Genomic DNA, 21,143 nt, shown 5'->3' with positions numbered 1-21,143 from the left:
ACCGGACAATTCACCTTTTTCGGTGAGCGGATTCCCGCATGCCTCGAATATCGAGTCGATTTCGCTCCCAATCCGTCGGTACGAGGACGATGATGGCGATCGACCACCAAGGATGCTGGTTCACCTCGAAAGCTGGGTCACGTGATGACGCAATCCACCGATCGGCACACTGCCAAAGTCATCGGAGTCACGATTGCCGCCGCTGTCGGCGGCTTCTTGTTCGGGTTCGATTCGTCCGTCGTCAACGGCGCGGTGGACTCCATCCAGGAGAACTTCGCACTGTCGTCGTTCGTCACCGGCTTCGCGGTGGCCATCGCACTTCTCGGTTGTGCGGTCGGTGCCTGGTTCGCCGGTCGTCTCGCCGACAGCTGGGGCCGAAAGAAGGTGATGCTGCTCGGTTCCGCACTGTTCACCATTTCGTCGGTGGGATCCGGGTTCGCCTTCAGCGTCCCGGATCTCATGCTCTGGCGTGTACTCGGCGGCCTGGGTATCGGCATTGCATCGGTGATCGCGCCCGCATACATCTCGGAGATAGCCCCGGCCCGCTATCGAGGTGGATTGGCCTCGCTGCAACAGCTGGCCATCACCGTCGGAATTTTCGCCGCTCTACTGTCGGACGCGGTGCTGCAGAACGCCGCAGGCGGACCGTCGAACGACCTGTGGTTCGGACTCGAAGCCTGGCGGTGGATGTTCCTGGTCGGCGTCGCACCGGCCCTTGTCTACGGCTTTCTCGCCACTCTGATTCCCGAGTCGCCCAGATACCTCGTCGGAAAACATCTCGACGAGGAAGCGGCTCGCATCCTGGGAGACATCACCGGGGAGGTGAACCCGAACGAAAGGGTCAAAGAGATCCGACTGACCTTGCGTCGGGAATCGAAATCGTCTTTCGCCGATATCCGTGGACCCAAGTACGGTCTGCAACCGATCGTCTGGGTCGGCATCACGATGGCGATTCTGCAGCAGCTCGTCGGAATCAACGCGATCTTCTACTACTCGACGACTCTGTGGAAGTCCGTCGGTTTCAGCGAGAACCAGTCTTTCGTCACCTCGGTGATCACCTCTGTCATCAATGTCTCGATGACATTCGTCGCCATCTTGTTCGTCGACCGATTCGGCCGACGAAATCTGCTCATGATCGGCTCGATCGGAATGTTTGTCGGCCTCGTGCTCGCGGCCATCTCGTTCACTCAGGCAGTGGGCAGCGGGGACCAACTCGAATTGCCGTCGCCGTGGGGACCGGTCGCTCTCGTCGGCGCGAACCTCTTCGTGGTCTTCTTCGCCGCGACCTGGGGACCGATCATGTGGGTGATGCTCGGAGAGATGTTCCCCAACCGAATGCGAGCCGTCGCCCTCGGCATCAGTACTGCGGCCAACTGGATTGCCAACTTCGCCATCACCCTGGCCTTTCCGCCGTTGTCCGACACCATCGGACTCGGATTCATCTATTCGTTCTTTGCCTTCTTCGCGATCCTGTCGTTCTTCTTCGTCAAGTACAAGATCAAGGAAACCAAGGGAATGGAGCTCGAGGACATGGAGATCTGACATGCCGATGTTCGTCGTCGAATACGCATACACCCCCGAAACGTCCTCGGGCCGTGACGATCACCGCACCGATCACCGCGCGTGGCTGCGTGAACTCGAGCGCCGCAAGATCCTCCGATCGTCGAGCCCACTCGCCGATCACAGTGGTGCCACGATGATCGTCGAAAGCACTGACAAGGCAAGTGTGGAGCGGATGTTCGCACACGACCCCTTCGCCCTGGCCCATCTGATAGACCGCGTTCAGATCGAAGAGTGGGTGGCAGGGACGTAGCGGATCGTCGAGTCCTTGAGCAGTCCCATGGCCGCTACCGCCAGAACGATCACGTAGACAACGCAGTACGCGTTCCGTAGTCCTCCGTCGACGATCGGCGATATGGACTGCATGAACGTGCCGATCACCACCACATCGGCCTGTGTGCGATACCAGGCCACGAAAGGCACAGTGGCGGCGAGTAGTCCGAGAACACGGAGGATGCGGTGTCGTGGCCTGGATCGCGCACACGCGTCGAGTCCGATCACCAGCAGCGGAACGCACCACACCCAGTGGTGGCCCCAGGAGAACGGCGACACCATCGGGGCCGTGAGACCGCACACGGTCATCGCCAGCAATGTTCTACCCGCACGGTGAGCTCGATACGACACCCACATCCCCGCAGCAAGGACCACCGCCGCTGCAGGCAACCACACGATCGCAGGCGGATGCTCGGTTCCAAGCGCCCGCGCCACCATCCCCCGAACCGACTGATTCGCGGGAGACGTGGTCGACCCCACTCGGTCCGATGCGAGGATCGCCGAGGTCCAATAGCGCCACGCGTCGGAGGACACGACCACGAACCCGATCACCACCGTGACCAGACCGGTGACGGCCGCGGTCCATGCCGCTCGCCATTGCCTCTGCACGATCGACATGACGACGAACAGGCCGGGCGTCAGCTTCAGACCGGCCGCGATTCCGACGCCGACCCCGCGAAGCCGACTGCCCTCGGGCCGGCCGAGATCCCACAGCACCAACACCAGCAACAGCAGATTGATCTGGCCCAACCACAGCGACATGCGCACCGGCTCCAGCCACGAGCAGCCCACTGCCAGAGCCACACTCACCACCTTGGTCCGCGTGCAGTTCTCGTATCCGAGTCGTCGCCAACTCAGATGAACGACGCCGTAGAGCAATACGACATTGGAGATGTTCACCAGCAATCCGGTCGCGGTATCGGACAGCAAGCCCAGAGGCGCGAACAGCACCGCAGCGAACGGCGGATAGGTGAACGGCAGCGTGCCGAACAACGAAAACGAGTACAGCTCTTCGCTACTGAGCACGGTTCCGCCGCCGTGCCTGTAGACGAGAGCGTCGACACCGTTGCCGAACAACCCGTACAACGAGTCGAACGACAGCAAACGATCGTGTGCAGCGAATGCCAGCACACCGATCACTGCCGAGATCGCCACGAACCACCGCGAATGCCGTCGCTCGGTCCCGTCGTTCCGGGAATTCCGCGCAGGAGTGCCATCCACGGATTCGACGGCCGCCCAGTGGGAGTCACCGTCTCCGAGAGCCGGATCGATTCGGCTGTCCGAGACGTCGGTTCTACCGTCGAAGACGAGGGTCATGAACGAAACATGCCAGTCGTCACGGTTCCGGTAGCATCGACACACCAGTCACACAGGTCACATATTCGCAAAGAAAATTTTCGACACCCGGCACGAATCGACTCGATGTCACGACACGATCGATTCCGAATCCGTCGCTGCATTCGTCGATCGCGAGTTCGTGAAATCCGAGAGTTCGGTGCGGCCCTCGATACAGAACCCGTAGCCAGGTCGAGGATTCTCATCTGACCGGTAGTGCATTGTGAGGCATCGAAACCATCCGTCGATCCGACGCCGAAAGCAGGCCATGAATTCCCGAACCGTGTTCGCTGTGGTCACCGTCGTGTTGTTCGGTCTCGGTCTGCGGCTGTTGTTCGGCAGTACCTCCGCTCTCACCTCGGATATTGCCGCGTTCTACTCTGCCGGCTCCGTCTCGATGGCGCTGTTGACGACGGGACCGGTGATCTGCCTCGGTGTATGGGCGGCCGCTGCAGGCTATGTGCTGCGTCGCGCGCGGATCACCCACGTGCTCGTCGGATGCTTGATTCTCATCGCATTCGGCACCGCGGTGCGCGCGGTGCCGTCCTGGCCGGTGCTGGTGGCGGGAACCCTCGTGGCGGCTGCAGGTATTGCGGTGGCGAATGTGTTGGGTCCGGTTCTGGTGCGCGTGATCGTGCAGGAGTGGAGCCTGCAGGAACGACCCGATGAGCAGGAGTGGAGCCTGCAGGAACGACCCGATGAGCAGGAGTGGAGCCCGCAGGAACGACTCGGGAGTCCGGCGGTGACGGCTCGGCGGCTGGGGCTGCTGACCGGTGTGTTGACTGCCGTCATCAGTGCCAGTGCGGGTGTCGCGTCGGGGGTCTCGGTTCCGTTGACGGAGGCGCTCGACGGCGGTTGGCGGTGGGTGCTCGGGCTGTGGGCGGTCCCGGTGGTGATTGCGGCGTTGTGTATGGCGCTGCTGTCCCGGATGTTCGCGAGGTCGGGGTCGACGGCAGTGTCCGGTGCCGTGGGATCGCAGGGCGGTTCAGGTGTGCTGCGCTCCCCCGTCGCGTGGGCGGTGACGGCGTTCATGGGTGTGCAGTCACTCGTGGCGTATTCGATGATCGCGTGGCTGCCCACGATCTACCAGGATCGTGGAGTGGACGCCGCCGCCGCCGGGCTGCTGTTGACGGCACTGTCGCTCAGCAGTGTCGTGACGGCGCTGACGGTGCCCAGCATGGCCACCAGGTTGCCGAGGCAGAGCGTTCTGGCAATTGCGGTGGTGTTGCCCACGGTTGCGGGCTTGCTGGGGGTGCTGTCCTCTGCAGATTCCTGGGCGCTGCTGTGGGCCGTGTTGCTCGGACTCGGCCAAGGTGGGCAGTTGTCCCTGGCGATGACGCTGATGAATCTACGGGCCGCGACGGCACGAGATGCTGCATCGCTGAGTTCGATGGCACAGACGGTCGGTTACGTGCTGGCAGCGTGCGGCCCGTTGGTGTGCGGCGCTGTGTATTCGGCCACGCAACGGTGGGAACCGTCGGTGCTCTTCCTTCTCGTGATGACGGCTCCGATGGCAGTCGCGGGTGCAGTGGCCGGACGTCGCGCGTTCTACGGCGTCGACGTCCAGCGGGAGACCAGCGTCAGAGGCTCTTGACCCAGTGCGAGACCCGCTGCACGACGTCCTCGCAGGTGAGACCGAGTTCGCGGTGCAGCTGTTCGCGCGATGCGTGGTCCAGGAATCGTTGTGGCACACCGAGATCACGGCACGGGGTGTCGACGCCTGCCCCGCGCAGAGCCGCAGACAGGGTCGAGCCGATACCACCGTGCAGGCCGCTGTCTTCGAGGGTGACCACCATCCGGTAGTCCTCCGCCAATTTCAGCAACGCCTGCGGGATGGGCAGCACCCATCTGGGATCGACCACGGCCACCGAGATGCCGTCCTGCTGGAGTTTCTCCGCCGCGTGCACGGCAAGCGGGCCGAACACTCCGACGGCCACGATCAGAACATCGCCCGTCGCGCCGGATGGCTCGGTCAGTACGTCGACGATTCCGTCCAGTCTGCGCACTGAAGGCACGGTTTCGGTCACTGCGCCCTTCGGAAAGCGCAGTGCAGTCGGTCCGTCGGACGTTGCGATCGCCTCGGCCAGTTCTTCTCGCAGTGTCTCGGCATCTCGCGGTGCCGCCACCTTCATGCCGGGGACGATGCCGAGCAGAGACATGTCCCACATGCCGTTGTGGCTGGCACCGTCGGCCCCGGTGACACCGGCTCGGTCCAGCACCACGGTGACCGGCAGTCCGAGCAGCGCCACGTCCATCAGCAACTGGTCGAACGCTCGATTGAGAAAGGTGGAGTAGATCGCGACCACGGGATGCATTCCGCCCAGCGCGAGCCCGGCAGCCGACGTCATCGCGTGCTGCTCGGCGATTCCGACGTCGAACAATCGGTCGGGGAAGCGAACTCCGAACGCGGCGAGACCGGTGGGCGCGGCCATCGCTGCGGTGATCGCTACGACGTCCTCGTTCTGTTCGCCCTGCTCGATCAGTGCCGCAGAGAACACCGAGGTCCAGTCCGGTGCCGACTTCGACCGCGCCAGTCCCGTCAACGGATCGATGATCCCGGTTGCGTGCATCTGATCTGCGACGTCGTTCTCGGCGTGAACGTAACCCATGCCTTTGCGCGTCACCGCGTGGACGATGACCGGACCGCCGTACGCCTTGGCTCGGCGCAGAGCCGATTCCATCGCGTGCTGGTCGTGGCCGTCGACCGGACCCAAGTATTTGATACCGAGATCGGTGAACATCACCTGCGGGCTGATGGCGTCCTTCACCCCGGCCTTCATGCCGTGCAACATCGCGTAGGCCGTGGGCCCGACGATCGGAATGCGACGAACGATGCGGCGACCGTTGTCCAGCACCTTCTCGTATCCGGGCTGAAGCCGAAGGGCCGCCAGATGATCGGCCAAGCCCCCGATGGTCGGGGCGTACGAGCGACCGTTGTCGTTGACGACGATCACCAGGGATCGATCGCGGCCTGCGGCGATGTTGTTGAGGGCCTCCCAACACATTCCGCCGGTGAGCGCACCGTCGCCGACAACGGCGACGACGTGCCGGTCGGTTTCGCCTTTGAGTGCGAACGCTTTGGCCAGGCCGTCGGCGTAGGAGAGGGACGCAGACGCGTGCGAGGACTCCACCCAGTCGTGTTCGCTCTCGATGCGTGACGGGTAGCCCGACAGGCCGCCCTGCTTACGGAGCGTGTCGAACAGACCGGTGCGCCCGGTCAGCATCTTGTGCACGTACGCCTGATGACCGGTGTCGAAGATGACGGGATCACGCGGGGAGTCGAAGATGCGATGAATCGCCAACGTCAGTTCCACCACACCGAGATTGGGACCGAGATGGCCGCCGGTAGCGGACACCTTCTCGACGAGAAATGCACGGATCTCGCGAGCCAGTTCGGCCAGCTCCGCACTGCCGAGGTCGCGCAAGTCCTCGGGCGTCTGAATTCGAGCTAGGACACCCAACGAGATCGCTCCCTCCGGCCGGAAAACACAATGGAAATTTCAGTCTACGGAGTTACCGTGCCCTGCTGCTCCGCCCAGCGTCGTGACGCCGACAGTACCGTCGAACATCGAGGTGCTCTGGGTCAGCCGCCCCTAACCTCGGCGGAGTCGAATCGGACATCACACATACAGTGTGGCCTATGAGCAACGTGGTCGATGCCATCCTGCGCCGAGTTCACGAACTGTGTCGAGACGACACGTCCGGGCAGGTGGCGGACTACATTCCCGAGCTCGCTGCCGTGACGCCGGACGGGTTCGGTATCGCGCTGACGACCACGGACGGCTACGTCTACGAGGTCGGTGACACTCGACTCCCGTTCACGATCCAATCGATCTCCAAGCCGTTCACCTACGCACTGGCGTTGGCCGACCGGGGCCTGGACGTCGTCGCGAGCAAGGTCGACGTCGAGCCGTCCGGTGAGCCGTTCAACGAGATCAGTCTCGACCCCGTCACCGAACGACCGCGCAACCCGATGATCAACGCCGGTGCCATCACGTCGGCGTCGCTGATCGCGGGGCGAAGTGCCGAGGATCGTTTCGAGCGCATTCGAGCCTCGTACTCGCGGTATGCGGGGAGGTCGCTGACGTTCAACGACGCCGTCTACCGGTCGGAGGCGCGCACCGGCAATCGCAACCGCGCAATCGGGTTCATGCTCCGTTCGTTCGACATCATCGACCACGATCCCGATGCCGCCGTCGATCTGTACTTCCGCCAGTGCTCGATCGACGTCACCGCCGCGGACCTCGCCATGATGGCGGCCACCATGGCCAACAACGGCGTCAACCCGCGCACGCGGGAACGCGCACTGGCACCGGCTCTGGTCGAACGAGTGCTGTCGGTCATGACGACCTGTGGGATGTACGACGGTGCAGGCGACTGGGTCGCGAGGGTCGGCCTGCCGGCCAAGAGCGGGGTCGGAGGCGGGATCCTCGCGGTACTCCCGGGACAGATGGGCATCGCCGTCTACTCCCCGCGGCTCGATTCCCACGGGAACAGCGTCCGCGGAGTCGCCGCCTGCCGAGAGCTCTCGAAACGCCTCGAACTGCACTTCCTACACGTCACCCGAGCGGCGAAGTCCTCGATCCGGCGCCGATACGTGGTCACCGAGGCACCCTCACGCAAACGGCGATCGGAGGTGGAACAGGCCACCTTGGCTGCCGTGGGCGATCGAGCCCGCGTGTACGAACTGCACGGGGATCTACTGTTCTCCGGTGCCGAGACTGCCGTCCGTGAGATCGGTGACCTCGACCGGGAATTGGACGCCCTCGTCATCGATGTGCGAGGCGTCGACGAGGTCAGTGACATCGCCCGGACCATGTTCGAGGATCTACGTCAGGATCTCGCGGAGCACGGTTGTGTGGTGGGTCTGGTCGATCCCCGAGCGATCATGGGTCACACGACGTCGAGTCTCGACCCGGCCGACCCCGCAGGCCGAACCTACTCGAGTCTGGGTGCGGCCATCCAGTGGGCCGAGAATCTGCTCCTCGATCGCCATTGCGCGGGTGTGCGACAGCCGACCGTCGTCACCGCGGCCGAGCATCCGTTGCTGGCCGGGCTGTCCGCCGCACAGTTCGAGGCGGTGACTCCGTATCTGGAGAAGCGGCACTACGCGCGAGGAGACGTGATCGTTCGCCACGGCGATGCGGCGGCGGGCCTGTTCCTGATGCTGCGCGGCGAGGTGACGTCCACAGCCGTCGCCGCCGACGGTGGCAAGCACCGCATCACGACTCTCTCCCCCGGCATGAGCTTCGGTGAGATGCCCCTGTTGATGTCGGTGCCGTTCCTGCTCGACATGGTTGCCGACACACCGGTCGATCTCGTGGTGGTGTCGGTTCAGCACTTCCAGGCGCTCACGCGCGACGCACCGGAGATCAAGCTGGCGCTGCTGGAAAATCTCGCCACCGGGGCCTACGGCCAGATGGCAGCGGTGATCAGAACGCTCGGGCGGTTCGACATCGGCATCTGACCGAATGTCGAACCGCCCGAGGCGACTGTGCGCGTGCTGTGCTCAGGCGCCCAACGTCAGCATCGTGAGCACCTCGGTGGGCTGCGCCGACCCACCTGCGGGTTCGAGCGAGAACGCGAAATTGGTCGACGCCCCGAGACCGTCGATCACCGTGCCGTCCTCGGCGGTGAGCTGATCCTCGGTCACCACACCGGCAGAGCGAGGTGAACCGTCCACGAACCACATTTGGTAAACGCGGCCGGGCGGTGGCTGCGGGACTCCATCGAGATCGACGACGACCGCGTTCTGGGACAGCGAGTACGCCACTGTCGCCGAGCCGCCACCGGGGAACTCCGCCGTCACCTGTCGTGAATCGGGCGCGGCCACGATCTGGTCCGCCTGAGACGGCTGCGCATCGTTGCCCATGGTCTGGCTGACGACCACCACTCCGCCGACGGCGACGACCACCGCGGCCGCAGCCGAGACCATCGAGTACCGCCAGGCCTTCGAGCGTTCCCGCCGATGCCTGTGCAGTGGCGTGACGTTCGGTGGCAGCTTGTGGACCGTGGGCTCCTGATCGCTGACGGAGACCTGGTCGAGCACCCGTTGCCGGAGGGGCTCGGGCGCAGGAGTGGCGTCGGCCGCCGCTGCCAAGGCCAGCGTCTCGTGGATCTCGCCCACGAGGACGTCGAACTGGGCGCGTGCGGTGTCGTCGACGCGCAACCGCTCCGTCTCGATGTCGCGTCGCTCGGCTTCGGTGGTCGCGTGCAGGGCATAGACCTCCGCGTCGTCGAGCAGTCGTTGTCGTGACGATTCGTTCATTGCGGATTCACCCCCAGGCATGTCTTCAATTTGATCAATCCGTCTCGTATGCGCGATTTGATGGTAGGAACCGCGACCCCGAGCCGCTCCGCAACTTCGCGATAGGTGTAACCGCTGTAATAAGCCATTCGTACCGACTCGCTCTGCGTATCGGTCAAGGTGTCGAGACAGGCGACCACGGCCTCCGATTCGAGCCGCTGCGTCACCGTCTCGAGCACCTCGTCGTGCTCCGGTGTGTGACTGACTGCGCCGTACGCGGCCTCACGGTCGGTGCCCGACTGCTCGCTCCGAACGCGATCGACCGCTCGACGGTGCGCCAACGTCATGATCCAGGCCAGTGGACTGCCCTGGTTCGGGTCGTAGTTCGGTGCCGCACGCCAGATCTGGAGAAACACCTCCTGCGCGGTCTCCTCGCTGTACCCCGGGTCGCGAAGCACCCGCAGCACCATGCCGTAGACCCGTGACGAGGTCGCGTCGTACAGCTCGGCGAAGGCCGCCCGATCGCCCTGCGCGATCGACGCCATCAACCGACGGAGACGATCCGCTTCATCGGCACGTAGGTTCTTGAGCTGTGGACTGGGAACAGCACACACCGCATCCTCGGCCGCGTAGTTCTCCGAGGCATCGGACGTCGTCCGGTCACGGCCGGCATTCGACGATCCGGACGCACCCGACAACGGCGCGCTCATCGGAAGGTCGTCCCAACAGACGGGTTCATGATCGAGTTCATCGATCACGACACTAGTGGTCATATCGCTCTCATATCGAAACCTCCGCGTTTTCCCGCCGCAGTACATATTCGGAACAAACCGACCGGAGGATGGTTCGGGACGAAAATTCGTTTGCGGAGATGTGGACCGCGTTTCATCCTTGGTGGAGAATCGGACAATCGTGGGGAATCGGGCGACCGACCCACCGGCGGAATCGAGAGACATGGCGGCGATCGAGACACACGGTCTGGTCAAACGTTTCGGAACGAACATCGCTGTCGACGGAGTCGACCTCTCCATCCCGTCCGGTGGTGTCTACGGCGTGCTCGGGCCGAACGGCGCAGGGAAGACGACGACCATCCGGATGCTGGCCACCCTCCTTCCGATCGACGGAGGCAGCGCGCGGGTCCTGGGTCACGACGTGGCGAGCGAACCGGAGGCCGTACGGCAGAAAGTCGCTCTTACAGGACAATTCGCCTCTCTGGACGAGGATCTCACCGGTACGGAGAATCTGGTGCTGCTCGCTCGACTGCTCGGCTACTCCCGGCCCGCCGCCCGATCACGAGCCGAGCAGTTGCTGACGGCGTTCGACATCGCCGATGCCGGACCCCGACAGGTCAAGACCTACTCCGGCGGCATGCGCCGTCGCATCGACATCGCCGCCAGCATCATCGTCACTCCCGAACTGATCTTCCTCGACGAGCCCACCACCGGACTCGACCCCCGCAGCCGAAACCACGTGTGGGAGATCGTCCGTGCGTTGGTCGCGGGCGGAACGACTGTGTTACTGACGACACAGTATCTGGACGAGGCCGATCAATTGGCCGGGCGTGTCGCAGTCATCGATCGCGGCAAAGTCATCGCCGAGGGGACGACGGGTGAGCTGAAGGCGTCGGTGGGATCGAACTCACTGCACCTGCGAGTTCTCGGGGCGTCCCAGCGAACGGCCGCTGCGCAGATCCTGCGAGATCTACTCGGCGGCAACGTCACCGAGGACCCGGATCCGTCGACCGTCACCGCACGGCTGGACAACCCGGCACAGGCCGCACCCGTGCTGCCTGCACTCGAGACCGCAGGCATCCCCATCGCGTCGTTCACGCTGGGTCAACCGAGTTTGGACGAGGTGTTTCTTGCCCTCACCGGGCATGATGCCGGCTCGGCAATCGAATCCGACCGCGAGGTTGCGTCATGACCACCGACGCCCAGCAGTCGACGCCACAGGCGTCGACCATCATCGATGTGCTCGCCGCCGCCGGGCCTCGTCCGCCGCGTCCGTCGTCGCTGTCGACGTCGTTGAGCTTCGGGTGGCGAGCGCTGCTGAAGATCAAGCACGTACCCGAGCAATTGTTCGACGTGACGGCCTTTCCCATCATGTTCACGTTGCTCTTCACCTACCTGTTCGGTGGCGCATTGGCCGGGTCGACCCAGGCGTACATCCAGTTCCTGCTCCCCGGCATCCTCGTGCAGACCGTGGTGATGATCACGATGTACACCGGCGTGACCATGAACAAGGACATCGAGAAGGGCGTGTTCGACCGTTTCCGTTCGCTGCCCATCTGGCGGCCGTCGCCGTTGGTCGGTGCGCTGCTCGGTGACGTCGTGCGCTACACGCTGGCTTCGGTGATCGTGCTGATTCTCGGGTTGATCCTCGGTTTCAGGCCGCAGGGTGGCGTCGTCGGCGTCGTGGCCTCGATCGCTCTGCTGCTGGTGTTCTCGTTCTGCCTGTCCTGGATCTGGACCATGATCGCGATGATCGTGCGCACCGAGGCTGCGGTGATGGGCGTGTCGATGTTCATCCTGTTTCCGCTCACGTTCGCGAGCAACATCTTCGTCGACCCCAGCACGATGCCCGGTTGGCTGCGCGCATTCGTCGACGTCAACCCGGTCAGCTTCCTGGTCACGTCGCTGCGTGGCCTGATGCAAGGCGATGTCGACACGGGTCGGCTGGGAGTGACACTGATGCTGTGCGCGCTGTTGCTGGCGGTGTTCGGGCCGATCACGATGCGCCTGTACAACCGAAAGTCCTAGCGAACGCGGAGCGCTGTGCCTCGATCACGAGGCCGCGCGTGCTCGATGTCTGCGTACCGCGTCACGATTGGAGCACACCGTTCCGCAGTATCGCTGTCTGCCGGTTCTCGAGGTGTCGGCGAAGGCGAGCGTGCAGTCGGCGGCAGCGCAGCGATCGAGGCGAGACATTCCGCGTCCGGTCAGATGCAAGGCTGTGCCGACGCTCACCAGGGCCCTGATGACGCCGCCGAGTTCGATGTTGGGGTCGCGATAGTGCATGTGCCAGCCGTCGTCGGCATGGTTGGTCAACCGCGGGTAAGCCGACGCCTGTGCCAGCAGAGCATTGAGCTCGTCGGCCCGATCGTTGTCGGTGATTGCGTCCACCACGCGCGCCCAGTCACGCAGGAATTGGAGGGTGTCGACCAGATCGGCATCTGTTGCGGTCCAGTCCGGTACGAGGCCGGCGTCCACGCAGCGTTCGCCCAATTCGGCCGCCGACGTGGGTGGTGAATTGAGCAGGTCGATACCGAGTTTCACCGCATATTCGCCGTAAGGGTTGATGTGCACAAGACCATTACATCACGATGGACGCATGCACACCGAACACACCACCCACACCTGGACCACCCACTCCACCCACGACACGAGCGAGGGACTCGTCGGATATCAGGGATGCAGGTGCGGCGCACAGCGCATCGTGACCGTTCCCACGCAGAGCTTTGCCCCGGTCGCCGAAGTTGCGCACCGGGCCTGATCGGTTGCCGCAGCCCTCACCGACGAACGAAACGGCCGATGCATTCGACGTGGCTGGTCGAAGGAAAGGCGTCGAAGGCGCGCATGTCGTCGAGCTCGTATCCCGCAGCTCGGTACAAGCTCACATCCCGCGCGAACGAGGCCGGATCGCATCCGATGTGCACCACCGAACGCGGAGACCTGACGACGAGGGCGTCGATCACGTCCCGTCCGGCTCCCGCGCGAGGTGGATCGAGCACCGCTACCGTCACCGGCTCGGTCAACGCATCGATCGAGCGCTCGACCCGACCCGGCACGAACGAGACCTGCGGCAGATCCCGCAGCGCCGAACGGCCGTCCTCGGCTGCACGACGGGAGAATTCGACACTGGCGACTCGGCCGCTCGGACCCACCCGATCGGCCAGGGCGGCGGCGAACACACCGACACCGCCGTACAGATCCCACGCACCGTCACCCGCTGTGGCGTCCGCCCAGTCCCCCACCACATCGGTGTAGACCTGCGGCGCACCGCGGTGGGCCTGCCAGAATCCGGTGGCGTCGAGGGTCCACGCCCTGTTCGAGACGTATTCCGTCGCACGACCCGATCCGATCACGGCCTTCTCGGGCCGATACCGAGACGACGCCGCCCGGCGCGCCGACGCCCCACGACGACCTGGCGATCGGCGTCCGGTGGGCGTGAGTTGCGCCGGCGCGATCTCCACCACGTGCCGCTCGCCTTCCCCATCGAGCACCACCTGCAGCTCGGCACCCGGCCGCCATTGTTGATCCGACAGACCCTCGAAGGCCGCGGAATCCATTTGAGGACAGATGAGTTCGGTGACGATCGAGCTACTGCGATAGCGGTGATAGCCGGGCCGTCCGCCGGAATCGACGGCGAGTCGCACTCGGGTTCGCCACCCGGTGCCGTCGCCGGAACCCGGTAGTTCCTCCACGTGCACCTCACGCTCGATTCCGGCGACACGGCGAAGTTGTTCGGCGACGACGAAGGACTTCAGTCGCCGTCCGGCATCGGCACTGGCGTGGGAGTAATCGCAGCAGCCCGAGCCGCCGGGTCCGGAGATGGGACAGCGCGCGTCCACTCGGTCCGGAGACGCCGTCAGGATCTCGACAGCATCGGCGCGACAGAACGACCCGCCTCGATCTTCGGTCACCTTGGCCACGACGCGTTCGCCCGGTAGTCCGTGACGCACGAACATCACTCGGCCGTCGTGGCGGGCCACACAGAACCCGCCGTGCCCGGGCGCACCCAGCTCGACCTCGAGCAGCAGCCCGAACCAGCTCTCGCTCACTTGCCCGCCGGTGGCTCGTAACCCCGACGCGACGCACCCGGCGCATTTTCGAGCACTTCACGCTTCGCCTTCTCGGACGACCGCAACTGCCAGGGCACGCTGGTGACCATCACCCCCGGCTGGAACAGCAGTCGAGACTTCAGACGTAGCGCACTCTGGTTGTGCAGAATCTGCTCCCACCAGTGACCGACCACGTACTCCGGGATGAATACCGTGACCACGTCACGCGGCGAATCGCGTCGCACCCGCTTGACGTAGTCCAGGACCGGTTTGGTGACCTCGCGGTACGGCGACTCGACGACCTTGAGCGGTACCGACACGTCACTGGCCTCCCACTCGCGCACCAGCGCGCGGGTATCGGCCTCGTCGACGTTGACGGTCACGGCTTCGAGTGTGTCGGGCCTGGTGGCTCGCGCATAGGCCAGTGCCCGCAAGGTCGGCATGTGCAACTTCGACACCAGCACGATCGAGTGCGTGCGGCTGGGGAGGACGCCATCCCACTCCTCGTTCTCGAGTTCGCGCGCCACCGTGTCGTAGTGCTTCCTGATCATGCGCATCAGTACGAAGATCGCCATCATTGCCACGATCGCAATCCATGCTCCCGCGGCGAACTTGGTGATCAACACGATCACGAGCACCGTTGCCGTCATCGCAAGACCGACACTGTTGACCACGCGCGAACGCTGCATCTTTCGGCGCTGCTCACTGTCGGTCTCGGATCGGAGCAGACGTGTCCAGTGCCGGATCATGCCGGTCTGGCTGAGCGTGAAGGAGACGAACACTCCGACGATGTAGAGCTGAATGAGCTTGGTGACCTCGGCACCGAAGGCGACGACGAAGACGATCGCAGCTCCGGACAGAAAAAGGATGCCGTTGCTGAAGGCGAGCCGATCGCCACGGGTGTGAAGCTGCCTCGGCAGGTACCGGTCCTGTGCCAGAACCGAACCGAGAACGGGAAAGCCGTTGAAAGCGGTGTTTGCCGCGAGTACCAGGATGAGGGCCGTCACGGTGGTGATGAAGAAGAATCCGGCAGGGAATCCACTGAACACCGCCTCCGCAAGCTGGGCGATGAGCGTCTTCTGCTGGTAGCCCTCGGGCGCGCCGATCAGCTGAATGTCGGGATCGAGGGCGTACTTGATGCCGATCTTCTGCGCCAGAATGATGATGCCCATGAGCAGCGTGATGCCGATCGTACCGAGAAGCAACAGCGTCGTCGCCGCGTTGCGGGACTTCGGCTTCTCGAACGCGGGTACTCCGTTGCTGATGGCCTCGACTCCGGTCAGCGCCGCACATCCGGACGAGAAGGCCCGCGCGATGAGGAACGCGAACGCGATTCCGTACAGGTGCGAATCCTCTGCCTTCAGATCGAAGCCCGCCGATTCTGCATGGATGTCGTCGCCGAGCACGTAGACCCGGAACAGGCCCCACCCCAACATCAGGAACATGCCGCCCATGAAGGCATAGGTAGGGATCGCGAACGCAGCCCCGGACTCCCGGATGCCCCGCAGATTGATCGAGGTGACGAACACGATGGCCACCACGGCGAACAGCACCTTGTGCTGAGCGACGAAGGGCACTGCCGACCCGATGTTCGACGCAGCTGCCGAGATCGATACCGCCACGGTCAGCACGTAGTCCACCAGCAACGCGCTGCCGACCGTCAATCCGGCCGCCGGTCCGAGATTGGTGGTCGCGACCTCGTAGTCGCCGCCACCGGACGGATAGGCGTGCACGTTCTGCCGATAACTTGCCACGACCACGGCCATCACCACACAGACGGCGAGACCGATCCACGGGGTGAACGCGAGCGCCGAAATGCCCGCCACGGACAACACCAGAAAGATCTCTTCGGGTGCGTAGGCAACCGACGACATGGCGTCCGAGGCGAACACCGGCAGCGCGATTCTCTTGGGCAGCAGCGTATGACCGAGCTTGTCGCTGCGGAACGGCTTACCGAGCACTAGCCGCTTGGCGGCAGTCGAGACCTTGGACACGCTGAGAAGCGTAGGCCGTCCATGCACGGACGTCGCAACCACGCCGCCGGAAAGTGGGCCCGAGCGACCCTCGGTCCATCCGGTGACGAATCTCCCGATACGTTGGTGCTCACATGCCCACGGTGGCAATGTTGGTCGGCAGTGGTGGTCGACCATCGAAATCGGGACGGAGCTGGGCGTTGTACGTAGTTGTGATGGGATGTGGCCGGGTCGGCGCATCGCTGGCGGGGGCGCTCGAACGCATCGGACACGAGGTGGCGGTCATCGACCGCGACGAAACAGCTTTTCTCCGCCTCGAGCCCGACTTCGGCGGACATCGCGTCGTCGGTATGGGATTCGACCGAGATGTGTTGGTGAGCGCAGGAATCGAGAAGGCCGAAGCCTTTGCCGCCGTATCCTCCGGCGACAACTCGAACATCATCTCCGCTCGTGTCGCGCGCGAGACGTTCGGCGTGGACAAAGTAGTCGCGAGAATCTACGACGCCAAGCGCGCCGCCGTCTACGAGCGACTCGGAATCCCGACGGTCGCCACCGTCCCCTGGGCCACCGATCGTTTTCTGCACAACCTGTTGCGCGACGACCCCACCACCAAGTGGCGCGATCCGTCGGGCAGCGTCGCTGTCGTCCTTCTCGACTTTCACGACGCCTGGATCGGCAAGAAGCTCTCGGTACTCGAAGACGCCACCAATTCGCGAGCCGCGTTCGTCATCCGATTCGGCGGCGGACTGCTACCGGACAAGCGCACCGTGATCCAAGCCGGTGACGAGGTGTACGTCGCCGCGGTCTCGGGCACCGTCGCCGAAGCCATTGCGCTGGCGGGCAACCCGCCGCCCTCGGACGACTGATGCACGCGCGCGCGTTCCCCACCTCCCCCATCGACCCGAACGGGAAGCCATGAAAGTCGCCATCGCCGGAGCCGGCGCAGTCGGCAGATCCATCGCACGCGAGTTGATTCGCAGTGAACACGACGTGATGCTCCTCGAACGCAAGCTCGACCACGTCGATCAGGCCGCCATCCCGGAAGCGGAATGGGTGCTGGCCGACGCGTGCGAATTGAGTCTGCTCGAAGCCGCTCACCTCGAGAATTACGACGTGGTGATCGCTGCAACCGGCGACGACAAAGCCAACCTGGTGCTCAGCCTGCTGGCCAAGACCGAGTTCGGCGTCAATCGAGTGGTGGCCAGGGTCAACGATCCGCGCAACGAATGGCTGTTCGATGCTGCATGGGGCGTCGATGTCGCAGTGTCGACGCCGCGAATGCTCGCGTCCCTGGTCGAGGAAGCCGTGTCGGTGGGCGACCTCGTTCACCTGATGACGTTCCGCAAGGGTCAGGCCAACCTCGTCGAGATCACGCTGCCGGAGAACACACCCCTGGCGGGCAAGCCGGTCCGCAAGCTCCAATTGCCCAGGGACGCAGCGTTGGTGACGATTCTGCGTGGCGGTCGAGTGATCGTGCCACAGCACGACGATCCGCTGGAGGGCGGCGACGAGCTACTGTTCGTCGCGGCGAAAGAGGTGGAGAACGAACTACGCGCCGCTGTCGGCCTGATCTGACCGCAGCTGCTCCCGCTTGCGGTCCGCGCTCGACGCTTCGTCGAGCGCGCGATCGGCCGCACGCACAGCCCAGAGCGTGACCAACAGTGCCACTCCCGTGAGCGGCCAGCCCATGCCGATGCGGGCAACGGCGAGCCAGCCCGTCTGGTCGGAGTCGTAGAGCTGAGACTGCACGATGTATCGAGCACCGAACACCGACGCCCAGGCGATCGTGGCCACGTCGTAATAGCGCACGGCCGACCGGTCGCCACGCCACGACGTTCCCTTGCCGTTGAGGTATCCCCAGATGATGCCGACCAACGGCCAGCGCGCGAGCACCGAGAGCACGAATGCCGCGCCGTAGGCGAGCGACGTGTAGATGCCGAACAGGAAGTAGCCCTTGGCATCTCCCGTCCGGTATGCGATGAACGCACAGATCCCCACCCCGAAGAATCCCGAGATGGCGGGCTGAATCGGACTACGACGAATCAACCGCCAGACCAACACCGCAGCGGCGACTCCCAGAGCGGACCACAGAGCCACGGCGAGGTTGACATAGCTGTTCACCGGAACGAAGACGACAACGGGCAAGGTCGAGTAGACGAGTCCGCTCAACCCGCCGAGCTGTTCGAGGACGGTGGGAGCCACCTTCTCGGCGTTGTCCGTGCTCGACGCGTCGGTCGTGGGTTCCGGCGTGTTCGATGTCGGCGGGGGCGGCACGGAATCATCGCTGTTGGTCACGACAACGAGAGTGCCATACCGGTGACGATCAGCTGTCGTCGCGCAGTTCGTAGTAGGGGTTGTACACGATCTTGCGTCCGTCGCGTTCGCCGACACGTCCGCGAACGAGCACGGTCTTGCCCGGCTCGATTCCGGCAATCTTGCGGCGCCCGATCCAGACGAGCGTCACCGTGTCGGTACCGTCGAAGAACTCGGCCTCGATGTTGGCGTTGGCCGCCTTCGAGCACGCTTCGACGCTGCGCAACCGACCGAACATCGTGACTTCCTCGCCTCGCGAACAGTCACACGCCCGCCGAGCCCCGGAGGCCTCGGAGGTTTCGGCCATCTCCTCGGCATCGAGTTGATCGATGTCCTCTGTCAACTTCCGCGTCAGACGGCGAAAGTATCCTGCGGCAGCGGGTGCCATTCTGTGCTCCAGCGGTGTGGGTCGTTCCCTCGTCAGGGTGGGTACTTCGCCACTGTAGACCCGAAGTGTCACGCTGACCAACCGTTGCCACGGCGGTGTCAGCAGGCGTGCACAATCGTGTCGTGCACAGCCGATTCGACGCCCGTACCGCGATCGTTCTACCGGGGACGGGGTCCGATGCCCGGTTCGCCGCCGACGCGTTCTCGGCAGCATTCGACAGTGTGGGATTGACCACCATCGCGGTCGAACCCGACCCGGCCGCCGTGGTCGAGAGCTACCTGACCGCCCTCGACGACGCGGCGGATCGACACGGACGCGTAGTGGTAGCGGGGATATCGCTCGGGGCAGCCGTCGCGGTTCGATGGGCTGCCGAGCATGCGTCGAATACTGCCGCTCTCGCACTCGCGCTGCCGGCGTGGACCGGAGACCCGGCCGGTTCCCCCGCGGCCCTGAGCGCGGAGTTCACCGCCCGATCCCTGCGCGAACGGGGGCTCGACGCCGTCACCGCGGCAATGACAGCGTCGAGCCCGCCGTGGCTCGCGCGCACTCTGCGGAGGTCCTGGGCTGCCCAGTGGCCCGCCCTTCCCGACGCGTTGGACGAGGCGGCTCGCCATCGCAGCCTCGAACTCGACGAGCTCGCTCGCATAGAGCTGCCTGCCGTCGTCGTGGGTGCAATGGACGACGCGGTCCATCCGATCGAGGTAGCTCGACAGTGGGCGCGGGCGCTACCGAACTGCGAGCTGCGCACCGTGACCCTGGACGGCATCGGGAGCGACCCTGGATGCCTCGGCCGAGCGGCCGTCGACGGTCTCGACAGGCGGTCGACTCAGCCGCCCAGCTGCTGAATCGCCGATCCCGACGCGCCCCGACGCGGCGCTCGGTCACGCTCGGCAGCGGTCGGTTGCGGAGCCGAATCTTTTTGCAGCGCAACAGGTTCCGCAGTGGGGACCACGGTCTGAGGCTGCGCAGCCTGTTCCACTGCACTCTGCTGAGCTTCCGCCTGCTGCTGTGCGGCTGCAGCAAGTTGCTCGGCCAGCACCTGCGGCAACACCACCGGTAGCGGTGTCCGAACTGGGTGCGGGTCGGCACCCCGATCCACCACGGTCTGCCGAAGAATCGTGTGCGCCAGCCGGACGAGCGGTTGGCCCTCGCCCACCGCACCCGACGGACCCGCCAGCACGCAGCGGACCATCCAGCGATAGCCGTCGACTCCGATGAAGCGCAGGTCGGCGTTGGCCGTGACACCGAGGAGTTCGCGTCCCCACGGACCCGTCTCGACCGTCGTCTCGGCCTTGTCGTTGCGCAGAGACGTCGCCAGATCGGTTGCCACCTCGCGCCACTGACCGGGTGATTTCGGTGCCGCGTAGGCAGCGATGGTGATGCGCCCGAATTGCGTGACGATGTGCACTGCCTGTGGGCTGCCTGCCTGAGACATCTCGACCTGGAGTTGACCGCCCTCCGGCAGCGGAATCAGCACCGAACCGAGGTCGAGTCGCGTCTGGGCAACGGTCTCGCGATCGTCGTCGAGGTCCGCGAGATCGTGGGGACCGTCGGCGGTCGTGTCCGCGGCCTCGACATCGCCGTCTTCGACGCCGTCGACGAATGGCTCCGCACCGGGCGCGGAGGCACTGCCGGCGTCGTTCTTCTTACGCCGTCCGAACATGTTCAGCTCTCTTCTTCTCGGTTGCTTCCACTGTGCCTGCCACCGGCGAACGTCATGGCGGAACTCACTGCTTCAGACTCGCATGGCCACCGGTCGAACCGTGACCACCGGTCCCTCGAACGGTGTCGTCCAATTCGTCGACCTCGACGAACGTCACCAGTTCGACTCGCTGCACGATCAGTTGGGCAACACGGTCGCCTCGCTCGAGCGCGATCGGAGTGTGCAGGTCGTGGTTGATCAGACAGACCTTGATCTCCCCGCGATATCCGGCATCGATGGTGCCCGGGGTGTTGATCACCGACAGCCCCGACTTCGCCGCCAACCCCGATCGCGGATGCACCAGCCCGACGGTTCCCAAAGGGAGCGCGATCGCGAGGCCGGTCCCCACCAGGACGCGTTCGCCCGGTGCGATCGTCACCGGGGCCGTGATTCGCAGATCCACGCCCGCATCACCCTCGTGCGCACGCGTCGGCACCGGAAGCTCGGGATCGAGCCGGCGCACCAGGACCTCCGACAACGGATCGAACTGCCGGCACGGGGTGGGGGGTCGGTCGGCGGACGGTTCGTTGCCGGACTCGGTGACTTCGTCGCTCACGTCGAACGAGACTACG

At 64.6% G+C, this 21,143-nt stretch carries 21 protein-coding genes; 10 read left to right on the top strand and 11 right to left on the bottom strand.

Annotated elements, in window-relative coordinates; all coding sequences use genetic code 11:
• The first annotated feature begins 144 nt into the window (after positions 1-144).
• Together R4P57_RS04625 and R4P57_RS04620 are read left to right on the top strand one after the other, a co-directional pair.
• On the top strand, positions 145-1,542 hold the full coding sequence (locus R4P57_RS04625) for a sugar porter family MFS transporter (RefSeq protein WP_317801624.1): 1,398 nt from the start codon (positions 145-147) through the stop codon (positions 1,540-1,542).
• Between the two features lies 1 nt (position 1,543).
• On the top strand, positions 1,544-1,813 hold the full coding sequence (locus tag R4P57_RS04620; RefSeq protein WP_317801623.1) for a YciI family protein: 270 nt from the start codon (positions 1,544-1,546) through the stop codon (positions 1,811-1,813).
• On the opposite strand, the gene R4P57_RS04615 is transcribed toward R4P57_RS04620, so the two are convergent.
• A complete protein-coding gene (locus tag R4P57_RS04615) occupies positions 1,783-3,150 on the bottom strand; it encodes a glycosyltransferase 87 family protein (protein WP_317801622.1) in 1,368 nt (455 codons plus the stop codon). The two genes, R4P57_RS04620 and R4P57_RS04615, sit on opposite strands and share 31 nt — an antisense overlap.
• 286 nt (positions 3,151-3,436) lie before the next feature.
• Here R4P57_RS04615 and R4P57_RS04610 point away from each other — a divergent pair, with 286 nt between their 5' ends.
• Positions 3,437-4,762, top strand: coding sequence for an MFS transporter (locus R4P57_RS04610; protein ID WP_317801621.1), 1,326 nt, complete (start codon positions 3,437-3,439; stop codon positions 4,760-4,762).
• Here R4P57_RS04610 and dxs read toward each other — a convergent pair.
• Positions 4,749-6,629, bottom strand: coding sequence for a 1-deoxy-D-xylulose-5-phosphate synthase (dxs, locus tag R4P57_RS04605; protein WP_317801620.1), 1,881 nt, complete (start codon positions 6,627-6,629; stop codon positions 4,749-4,751). The two genes, R4P57_RS04610 and dxs, sit on opposite strands and share 14 nt — an antisense overlap.
• Positions 6,630-6,808: 179 nt before the next feature.
• Between dxs and glsA the strand changes: the two genes are divergently transcribed.
• Entirely contained in the window at positions 6,809-8,635 is a 1,827-nt protein-coding gene (glsA, locus tag R4P57_RS04600; protein ID WP_317801619.1) for a glutaminase A, read from the top strand.
• Positions 8,636-8,677: 42 nt separating this feature from the next.
• On the opposite strand, the gene R4P57_RS04595 is transcribed toward glsA, so the two are convergent.
• On the bottom strand, positions 8,678-9,436 hold the full coding sequence (locus R4P57_RS04595) for an anti-sigma factor (RefSeq protein ID WP_317801618.1): 759 nt from the start codon (positions 9,434-9,436) through the stop codon (positions 8,678-8,680).
• Positions 9,433-10,188, bottom strand: coding sequence for a sigma-70 family RNA polymerase sigma factor (locus tag R4P57_RS04590; protein ID WP_317801617.1), 756 nt, complete (start codon positions 10,186-10,188; stop codon positions 9,433-9,435). The genes R4P57_RS04595 and R4P57_RS04590 overlap by 4 nt, the downstream gene beginning before the upstream one ends.
• A 181-nt stretch (positions 10,189-10,369) precedes the next feature.
• Here R4P57_RS04590 and R4P57_RS04585 point away from each other — a divergent pair, with 181 nt between their 5' ends.
• Both R4P57_RS04585 and R4P57_RS04580 read left to right on the top strand, forming a co-directional pair.
• The gene (locus R4P57_RS04585) at positions 10,370-11,338 is read left to right on the top strand and encodes an ATP-binding cassette domain-containing protein (RefSeq protein WP_317801616.1); all 969 of its coding nucleotides are present in this window, start codon (positions 10,370-10,372) and stop codon (positions 11,336-11,338) included.
• Entirely contained in the window at positions 11,335-12,174 is an 840-nt protein-coding gene (locus tag R4P57_RS04580; protein ID WP_317801615.1) for an ABC transporter permease, read from the top strand. Before R4P57_RS04585 ends, R4P57_RS04580 begins: the two co-directional genes overlap by 4 nt.
• A gap of 24 nt (positions 12,175-12,198) precedes the next feature.
• On the opposite strand, the gene R4P57_RS04575 is transcribed toward R4P57_RS04580, so the two are convergent.
• The gene (locus R4P57_RS04575) at positions 12,199-12,720 is read right to left on the bottom strand and encodes a CGNR zinc finger domain-containing protein (protein ID WP_317801614.1); all 522 of its coding nucleotides are present in this window, start codon (positions 12,718-12,720) and stop codon (positions 12,199-12,201) included.
• 25 nt (positions 12,721-12,745) lie between these two features.
• Between R4P57_RS04575 and R4P57_RS04570 the strand changes: the two genes are divergently transcribed.
• Positions 12,746-12,907: a hypothetical protein gene (locus tag R4P57_RS04570; RefSeq protein ID WP_317801613.1), complete on the top strand. Its 162-nt coding sequence runs from the start codon at positions 12,746-12,748 to the stop codon at positions 12,905-12,907.
• Positions 12,908-12,923: 16 nt separating this feature from the next.
• On the opposite strand, the gene R4P57_RS04565 is transcribed toward R4P57_RS04570, so the two are convergent.
• Together R4P57_RS04565 and R4P57_RS04560 are read right to left on the bottom strand one after the other, a co-directional pair.
• Positions 12,924-14,195, bottom strand: a complete 1,272-nt coding sequence (locus R4P57_RS04565; RefSeq protein ID WP_317801612.1) for a class I SAM-dependent RNA methyltransferase — start codon at positions 14,193-14,195, stop codon at positions 12,924-12,926.
• The gene (locus tag R4P57_RS04560; RefSeq protein WP_317801611.1) at positions 14,192-16,189 is read right to left on the bottom strand and encodes an APC family permease; all 1,998 of its coding nucleotides are present in this window, start codon (positions 16,187-16,189) and stop codon (positions 14,192-14,194) included. Before R4P57_RS04560 ends, R4P57_RS04565 begins: the two co-directional genes overlap by 4 nt.
• 179 nt (positions 16,190-16,368) lie before the next feature.
• Between R4P57_RS04560 and R4P57_RS04555 the strand changes: the two genes are divergently transcribed.
• Together R4P57_RS04555 and R4P57_RS04550 are read left to right on the top strand one after the other, a co-directional pair.
• Entirely contained in the window at positions 16,369-17,034 is a 666-nt protein-coding gene (locus tag R4P57_RS04555) for a TrkA family potassium uptake protein (protein ID WP_317801723.1), read from the top strand.
• Positions 17,035-17,083: 49 nt separating this feature from the next.
• A complete protein-coding gene (locus tag R4P57_RS04550; RefSeq protein WP_032397923.1) occupies positions 17,084-17,743 on the top strand; it encodes a potassium channel family protein in 660 nt (219 codons plus the stop codon).
• Here the strand turns inward: R4P57_RS04550 and R4P57_RS04545 are convergent.
• Complete coding sequence (locus R4P57_RS04545; protein ID WP_317801722.1) at positions 17,717-18,370, bottom strand: DUF3159 domain-containing protein; 654 nt, start codon at positions 18,368-18,370, stop codon at positions 17,717-17,719. The genes R4P57_RS04550 and R4P57_RS04545 overlap by 27 nt on opposite strands.
• A 121-nt stretch (positions 18,371-18,491) precedes the next feature.
• A complete protein-coding gene (locus tag R4P57_RS04540) occupies positions 18,492-18,869 on the bottom strand; it encodes an OB-fold nucleic acid binding domain-containing protein (RefSeq protein ID WP_317801610.1) in 378 nt (125 codons plus the stop codon).
• 122 nt (positions 18,870-18,991) lie between these two features.
• On the opposite strand from R4P57_RS04540, the gene R4P57_RS04535 reads away from it, so the two are divergent.
• Positions 18,992-19,714 carry an alpha/beta fold hydrolase gene (locus R4P57_RS04535; RefSeq protein WP_317801609.1) on the top strand — a complete coding sequence of 241 codons (723 nt, stop codon included), beginning with the start codon at positions 18,992-18,994 and terminating at the stop codon, positions 19,712-19,714.
• Here R4P57_RS04535 and R4P57_RS04530 read toward each other — a convergent pair.
• Both R4P57_RS04530 and dut read right to left on the bottom strand, forming a co-directional pair.
• Entirely contained in the window at positions 19,696-20,532 is an 837-nt protein-coding gene (locus R4P57_RS04530) for a DUF3710 domain-containing protein (RefSeq protein WP_317801608.1), read from the bottom strand. The two genes, R4P57_RS04535 and R4P57_RS04530, sit on opposite strands and share 19 nt — an antisense overlap.
• Before the next feature lie 64 nt (positions 20,533-20,596).
• Positions 20,597-21,049 carry a dUTP diphosphatase gene (gene dut / locus R4P57_RS04525; RefSeq protein ID WP_317801721.1) on the bottom strand — a complete coding sequence of 151 codons (453 nt, stop codon included), beginning with the start codon at positions 21,047-21,049 and terminating at the stop codon, positions 20,597-20,599.
• Between the last annotated feature and the right edge of the window lie 94 nt (positions 21,050-21,143).

The organism is Rhodococcus sp. IEGM 1330, assembly GCF_033142445.1.
Taxonomy (GTDB): Bacteria; Actinomycetota; Actinomycetes; order Mycobacteriales; family Mycobacteriaceae; genus Rhodococcoides.
The sequence above is the reverse complement of the archived record's forward strand: the minus strand, read 5'-3'. Positions and strand labels throughout refer to the sequence as shown.